Below are 6,860 nucleotides of genomic sequence, written 5' to 3' on the forward strand. Positions count from 1 at the left end.
TTTGCTAAAAGATGTCCGATTCTGGCAAGACGGCAACCCCGCATCAAAGTCATATTTGTATACGTCATGTAGTGGATTTGTCGGAGTGGGCTATGCAAATAAAAAGACGTTGCCGATTGGCACTCAAGGATATTTTCTGGATTCCGTTTGCCTTTCTGGTCGGGTGCGGCGGTGGCAGTGGCGGGAGTAGCACGCCCCCTGCGAGCCAGAATAATGTTGCCCAGGAGCAGGAGCGACCCGATACCCCGCCGCCCGAGGATGCCCGATCCCGCTGTGATGACAAGGTTTCCGAAGGAAGGCTGGGTCAGGTTGGACGGTGGGTGATCGATGCGGACTGCCGGGTGGTGATTCTTCAGGGGGTGAACCAGATCAGTAAGTTGCCGCCCTACACGCCCGAAGCGATCGGGTTTGGAGAGGATGACCTGAACTATATTGCCAGTCAGGGTTTCAACACTATTCGGTTGGGATTCATCTGGAAGGCGTTTGAGCCGGAGCCGGGCCAGTACGATACCGATTATCTGGAATCATTATACCGTACAGCCCAAGCGGCATCCGATGCCGGTCTGTGGGTATTGTTCGATTTTCATCAGGATATGTATAACGAGAAATACAGTGGGGAGGGCTTTCCCGACTGGACGGTGTTTGATGACGGCTTGCCGAACCAGCCTGATTTCGGCTTTCCAGGTAATTATTTCCTGATGCCCGCATTGTGGCGAGCCTATGATCATTTTCTGGATAACGACCAGGATCTGGCAGGCCGGCCTATGCATGATGCCTTCGCCGAAGCCTGGCGCCGGGTGGCTTCCCGAATCAAGGATGTGGACAAGTTGCTGGGTTATGACTTGTGGAACGAGCCTTTTCCGGGTTCTGCATTGGCCCTCTGTGCCAACCCGCTGGGTTGCCTGCTGACAGATCAGGACAGAAAACTCACCGCTGTCAGCCGCCTGGCTGCTGATGCGGTGCGGGAAGAGGATGATACGGCAATTATTTTTTATGAGCCCTTCGTCACCTTTAACAATGGTGCAGACACGGCACACGGTGGCGTGGGTGACGATATCAGGGCAGGCATGTCTTTTCATAATTACTGTTTGGCGAAAACGCCGGGATTGCCGGGCCTCCCTCTTAGTGATGCAGGGTGTGGGCTCGAAGAGCAACTGGTGTTCAGCAATGCAGAAAGACAGGCCAGAGAGAAGAGCGATACGTTGATGCTCAGCGAGTTTGGCGCTTCCAATGATCTAGTAACGATTGAACGGCTGATTAACCTGGCGGCGAAAAACCGTGTTTCCTGGCAGTACTGGGCATGGTGGAATCGTGATGTCTGCTGTGAGCGCCCGGAAGAGGGCATTATTTCTCACCCCTCCGCCCCGCCGCTGGCCGACAACCTGAATCAGGAAAAGCTGGATGTACTGGTGCGGGCTTATCCGCGGCGTGTAGCGGGGATTCCCGAGAGTTACGGATTTGATCGCAAGAGCAAAACCTTTCAACTGACATATTTTACGCAGCGAGCAGATGGCAATGGTACTTTCCCGCCGGGCTCCATCACCGAGATTTTTGTACCGGAAAGGCATTACCCCGATGGCTATCAGGTGTCTGTAGAGGGAGGTCAGGCTCTGCCCGGATCAGCTGATCAGATTTTGCAGATAGTCAGCTATGCGGAGGTGGAGACTGTGACGGTGAAAGTCGCCCCGTGAATTTGCAGGGGGGAATTAAATGTCTGCATAGCTTTCCCCTCCCTTCAGCCATCGCCGCAATAGTGATTCAACATTTTCTGGGTGGCCACGGAGCAGATTGTCGGCTACCTCGCGGGCGGGCTCCATCAGCGCTTCATCGCGCACCAGGTCGGCAATGCGGAATGCCATGTCGCCGGTCTGGCGGGTGCCCAGCCACTCGCCGGGACCGCGCAGTTTCAGATCTTCCTCGGCAATCACAAAGCCGTCGGTGGTGTCGCGCATGACTGCCAGGCGCCGTTTGGCGGTGAGCGACAGGGGCGTCTGGTACAGCAACAGACAGTAGCTTTGCTCGCCGCCCCGGCCCACCCGGCCGCGTAGCTGGTGGAGCTGCGCCAGGCCCAGCCGTTCGGCATTTTCCATCACCATCAGGGTGGCGTTGGGCACATCCACGCCCACCTCGATGACGGTGGTGGCCACCAGTAGCTGGGCCTCGCCACTGGCAAAACGGGCCATGCGTTCGGCCTTTTCCTTTGCCTTCATGCGGCCGTGCACCAGCTCCACGGTGAGGTCGGGGAGGGCGCTCTGCAGCTCTGTAAAAGAGGCTTCCGCGGCCCTGGCCTGAATCTCCTCGGACTCCTCAATCAGCGGGCATACCCAATAGGCTTGCGTGCCTTGCTGGCAGGCATCGTTGATGCGCTCGATTACCTGGGGGCGGCGTCCTTCCGGTAGCACCAGGGTGTCGATGGGCTTGCGCCCGGGCGGCATTTCATCAATGACTGATGTATCCAGATCGCCGTAGACGCTCATGGCCAGGGTGCGGGGAATCGGCGTGGCGGTTAGCACCAACTGGTGGGGTACCTGGATGCCATGGCGGGTATCGAAACGGCCTTTTTCGCGCAGGGCCAGGCGCTGTTGCACGCCGAAGCGGTGCTGTTCGTCGATGATAGTCAGGCCCAGGCGATGGAACTGCACTGCTTCCTGGAACAGGGCATGGGTGCCCACCACAATGTGGGCGCTGCCGTCCGCCAGCGCCGCCTGAGTGTCCCGGCGGGCCTTGGCCCCCAGGCTGCCAGCCAGCCAGTGCACCTCGATGCCCAGCGGCGCCAACCAGTGTTGGAAGTTGTCCCGGTGCTGCTCGGCGAGCAGTTCCGTGGGCGCCATCAGCGCCACCTGGTAGCCGGATTCAATAGCGGCCAGTGCTGCTGCGGCGGCGACCAGGGTCTTGCCCGAGCCCACATCCCCCTGGACCAGCCGCAGCATGGGATGGGGCTGGCCCATATCGCCAAGCAATTCTCCAATCACCCGCTGCTGGGCCCCGGTGAGGGTGAAGGGCAGGCTGGCCTGTAGTTGTTCGAATAAATCATCCGCGTGCAGGCGCGGGGCATGGAAAGCTTTCTGACCCGCCCGTTTCTGCAGCATGCCCAGCTGGTGGGCGACCATCTCTTCCATGACCAGTCGCTTTACCGCCGGGTGCTTGCCGTCCAGCAACAGGTTGACCGGATCATCCGGGCGCGGGTTGTGCAACTTGGTCAGTGCGTCGGTGAGTGACGGCAGGCCGCGTTGATCCAGCAGTTCGCCGGGAATCAGTTCCGTTGGCGGGTGACCCTGCAGGTACTGCAGGGCCTGACCGGCCAGATTGCGCAGCAGTTTCTGGCTGACGCCTTCGGTAGTGGGATAGACCGGCGTCAGCGCTTTTTCCAGAGGGGGCAAGATGTCGCCGACTTGATATTCGGGATGATAAAACTCCAGCCCGGCAGCACCGGGGCGAGGTTCGCCATACACCCGAATGGTGCGGCCCCGCTCCAGATTGTTCTTCTGCGCGGCGCTGAAATGGTAGAAGCGCAGGGTCACCATGCCGGTGCCATCGGCCACCTTGCACAGCAACGAGCGGCGGCGCCCGAATACCACATCGGCGGCCATTACCTGGCCTTCGATCACCACGCCGGTTTCCGGTCGTAGACTGCCAATGGGGGTGATGCGGGTGCGGTCTTCGTAACGGAACGGCAGATGGAAGAGCACATCTTCCAGATTATGCAGGCCCAGCTTGGCCAGCCGTTCGGCGGCAGCGGGGCCGACGCCTTTCAGGCGGGTGATGGGCAGGGCGGAGAGGGAATCAGCAGGCATGGGAGGCAAGGTCAGACGTCGGATGTCGGAGGTCGGACGCATTGCGCCAGTGGTGCAATGCGTCCGTCCAGGCCACCAGGGCGTGTTTGGCGTCCGACGTCAGACATCCGACGTCTGACCGGGCCTTTCTTGCCGCCAAGTTCGGATGCATTACACCGTCCTCAACCGGCCAGCCCTTCCTTCGGCACTGCCTGGCGCAGCACTTCAATGGCTTTCGGTCGCGGGAAGCTGTCGCGCCAGATCAGGGCGATGGTCCGTGCCGGGACCGGCGCCTTGAAGGGGCGTACCGCGAAGGTGGCCTTGTCGTAGCCGTGCTGGTGCAGGGCGGAGTTGGGCAGTACGGTGATGCCCAGGCCGCTGGCGACCATGTGGCGCAGGGTTTCGAGGGAGCCGCCTTCGATCTGCACCAGGTTGCGCTGGCGCTGGGAATCGATGGCCGGGCACAGTTCCAGTACCTGATCGCGGAAACAGTGGCCTTCACCCAGCAGCAGCAGGGTTTCGTCCAGCAACTGGTCCGGGGCGATTTCCTTCTGGGCAGTCCAGGGGTGGTCGCCGGGGAGCAGCACCGAAAAGGATTCTTCGTACATGCGTGCCCGCACTAGCCCGCCACCGGAGAAGGGCAGCGCCACGATAATGGCATCCAGATCGCCCTGTTCCAGCTTGCGGCGCAGCACATGGGTGTAGTTCTCTTCGATGAACAGGGGCATTTCCGGGCCTGCAGCGCGTACCTTTGGCACCATGGTGGGGAACAGATAGGGCGCCACAGTAAAAATGGCTCCGACTCGCAGTGGCGACCCCAGTTGATCCTGCTGGCTCATGGCCATCTGTGTAAGCAGGTCCGCCTGTTCCAGCACCCGTTGGGCCTGGGCCACAATGGGCTCCGCCTGGGGCGTCACCACGACTTCCCGGGGGCGCCGTTCGAACAGGGGCATGCCCAGCTGCTCTTCCAGCTTCTTGATTGCCGCGCTGAGAGTGGGCTGGCTCACGTTGCAGACCTGGGCGGCGTGGCCGAAATGGCGCTCCCGGGCCAGGGCGACGAGATAGCGTAGTTCTGTTAATGTCATGGCACTGATTCGCTAATTCAATTACTGATCATTGTGCCTAGAAAAAAAGGCAGTGAATAGTTAACAGTGAATAGTTAATAGCTCGCGAGAAAGGGCAGCTGCGGGGGTGGCTGGCGCCTGCGAACTTAAGGGCGTTTCTCGCTGTTAACTATTCATTGTTCACTATTAACTGGTTTTGCTTTTATGTCCCATATTCTGATTGCCGGCCTGGGTGACCTGGGCACCGGCCTGGCGGAGCAATTTCTGGCCGAGGGTCACCGTGTCAGCGCCATTCGCCGGGGCAGCCGCTGCCCCTCTGGGGTGGAGCTATACAGCCAGGATTTGCTCGCCGGCGCAGCCCTGCTGCCACCGGACCCGGTGGATCTGGTCATTATCATAATGACGCCGTCTGAATACAGCGAAGAAGGTTACCTGAAGGCCTATGTGCGAGCGCCACAGACGCTGCTGGATGCCCTGGCGGCGCAGCAGCCGCTGCCGCCGGTGGTCTTTGTCTCCAGCACGGCGGTCTTTGGTGAGGTTGAGGGAGAGGTAGACGAGGTTACGCCGCCAACGCCGTCTCGCTACAACGGCAAGGTATTGCTGGCGGCGGAAGAGGAGCTCAGCATCCGTTCCCATTGCACGGTGGTGCGCTTCTCCGGCATCTACGGCCCAGGGCGCTATCGCCAGATCGACAAGGCGGCGCGACTGGCCCGGGGCGAGGAAACACTTCCTTCCGCCCAGTGGACCAATCGCATTCATCGTGACGATTGTGTGGGCCTGCTCAAGAGTGTGGCCGATGGCTGGCTGGCCGGGCAGGAAATGCCGCCGCTGGTGATCGGTACCGACAACGTGGGCGGGCGCAATCTGGACGTGCTGCAATGGCTGGCCGAACAGCAGGGGCTGACCTTGGCGGTGCCCGACGATACGCCTGCTGGCAAGCGGATTCGCAGCCAGTACATCCGCCAGGGACACTACGCCCTACGCTATCCGGGTTACCAGGATGGCTATGGCCAGGTGCTGGCAGAAAGAAACAGGGACTAGCTCGGAGCCGCATCCTTGCATGGGCTCCAGCGGGAAGCGCAAAGGTGGGGTAGCAGAAGCGCATTCCCGGCCAAATCGCGCTAAAATCGCCTTCCTGCCGGGAATTGGCGACGCCGTTGGTCATTTTTTCGTCGGTAGACTTGCCTCCCGCGCACGCGCTAGTAAAGTGTGCGCCTCAATTTTTTCTGTGGCGGGCCCAGGGCCCGCAAAAGCCCGTGGTGGGCGCGATGGAGTGAAGCGAATGAGCACACCGGTTGCCGTGGTAATGGGTTCCCAGTCCGATTGGGAAACCATGAAAGAAGCCTGTGACGCCCTGACCCAGTTCGGTGTGGGCTGGAAGGCGGAAGTGGTGTCTGCTCACCGGACCCCCCAGCGCATGTACGACTTCGCCAAAAGCGCCCATGACAATGGCTATCAGGTGATCATTGCTGGCGCCGGTGGCGCCGCTCACCTGCCCGGTATGATCGCGTCCCTGACTCCGCTGCCAGTGCTGGGCGTGCCGGTGAAAAGCCGCACCCTGTCCGGCTGGGACAGCCTGCTGTCCATCGTGCAGATGCCCAAGGGCGTGGCCGTGGGCACCCTGGCCATCGGCGCCGCTGGCGCCTGGAATGCGGGCCTGCTGGCGGCGCAGATGCTGGCCGCCGGCAACCCGGAGCAGTTGCAGAAAATCGCCGACTGGAAAGCGTCCCGTGCCGACGATGTGCTGGCTAATGCCGAGCTGGGTGAAGGCTGATGAATCGTGTGCTCGTTCTCGGTGGTGGCCAGCTTGGCCTGATGATGGCAGAAGCGGCGGCGCGTCTGGGCCTGGTAGTGGATCGTTACGACCCGGAACGGGCCTTGCTGCTGCCAGGCACCTCGGACCTGGCAGTGCCGATCAGCTGGGAAGAGTGCCAGGAGCGCTACCCGGTGATCACCGTGGAGCGCGAAGCCTTCCCGGAAGCCGGCCTGTCCGCCGAGCTGGCAAAGAGCGACCGTTGCGTGG

At 61.0% G+C, this 6,860-nt stretch carries 5 protein-coding genes and 1 pseudogene; 4 read left to right on the top strand and 2 right to left on the bottom strand.

Features of this window, described 5'->3' with window-relative positions:
• Positions 1-11 precede the first annotated feature (11 nt).
• Entirely contained in the window at positions 12-1,691 is a 1,680-nt protein-coding gene (locus ACFE0K_RS05545) for a cellulase family glycosylhydrolase (RefSeq protein WP_434535114.1), read from the top strand.
• A gap of 15 nt (positions 1,692-1,706) precedes the next feature.
• On the opposite strand, the gene recG is transcribed toward ACFE0K_RS05545, so the two are convergent.
• Both recG and ACFE0K_RS05555 read right to left on the bottom strand, forming a co-directional pair.
• Positions 1,707-3,794, bottom strand: coding sequence for an ATP-dependent DNA helicase RecG (gene recG / locus ACFE0K_RS05550; RefSeq protein WP_434535118.1), 2,088 nt, complete (start codon positions 3,792-3,794; stop codon positions 1,707-1,709).
• Positions 3,795-3,955: 161 nt separating this feature from the next.
• Positions 3,956-4,858, bottom strand: a complete 903-nt coding sequence (locus ACFE0K_RS05555) for a hydrogen peroxide-inducible genes activator (protein ID WP_434535115.1) — start codon at positions 4,856-4,858, stop codon at positions 3,956-3,958.
• Positions 4,859-5,041: 183 nt separating this feature from the next.
• Between ACFE0K_RS05555 and ACFE0K_RS05560 the strand changes: the two genes are divergently transcribed.
• The 3 genes and pseudogenes from ACFE0K_RS05560 to ACFE0K_RS05570 all read left to right on the top strand — a co-directional run.
• On the top strand, positions 5,042-5,878 hold the full coding sequence (locus ACFE0K_RS05560) for an NAD-dependent epimerase/dehydratase family protein (RefSeq protein ID WP_434535116.1): 837 nt from the start codon (positions 5,042-5,044) through the stop codon (positions 5,876-5,878).
• Positions 5,879-6,119: 241 nt separating this feature from the next.
• Positions 6,120-6,611: a 5-(carboxyamino)imidazole ribonucleotide mutase gene (gene purE / locus ACFE0K_RS05565; RefSeq protein WP_035249853.1), complete on the top strand. Its 492-nt coding sequence runs from the start codon at positions 6,120-6,122 to the stop codon at positions 6,609-6,611.
• Positions 6,611-6,860: pseudogene (locus tag ACFE0K_RS05570) on the top strand (phosphoribosylaminoimidazole carboxylase); the annotation flags it as partial. The gene purE and the pseudogene ACFE0K_RS05570, both read left to right, overlap by 1 nt.

The organism is Alcanivorax sp., from assembly GCF_051117345.1.
GTDB lineage: Bacteria > Pseudomonadota > Gammaproteobacteria > Pseudomonadales > Alcanivoracaceae > Alcanivorax.

Excerpts from the sequence above, each read along its gene's own strand:
- ACFE0K_RS05545 (WP_434535114.1), top strand. The coding sequence starts at position 12 with ATGTCCGATTCTGGCAAGACGGCAACCCCGCATCAAAGTCATATTTGT.
- recG (WP_434535118.1), bottom strand. The coding sequence starts at position 3,794 with ATGCCTGCTGATTCCCTCTCCGCCCTGCCCATCACCCGCCTGAAAGGC.
- ACFE0K_RS05555 (WP_434535115.1), bottom strand. The coding sequence starts at position 4,858 with ATGACATTAACAGAACTACGCTATCTCGTCGCCCTGGCCCGGGAGCGC.
- ACFE0K_RS05560 (WP_434535116.1), top strand. The coding sequence starts at position 5,042 with ATGTCCCATATTCTGATTGCCGGCCTGGGTGACCTGGGCACCGGCCTG.
- purE (WP_035249853.1), top strand. The coding sequence starts at position 6,120 with ATGAGCACACCGGTTGCCGTGGTAATGGGTTCCCAGTCCGATTGGGAA.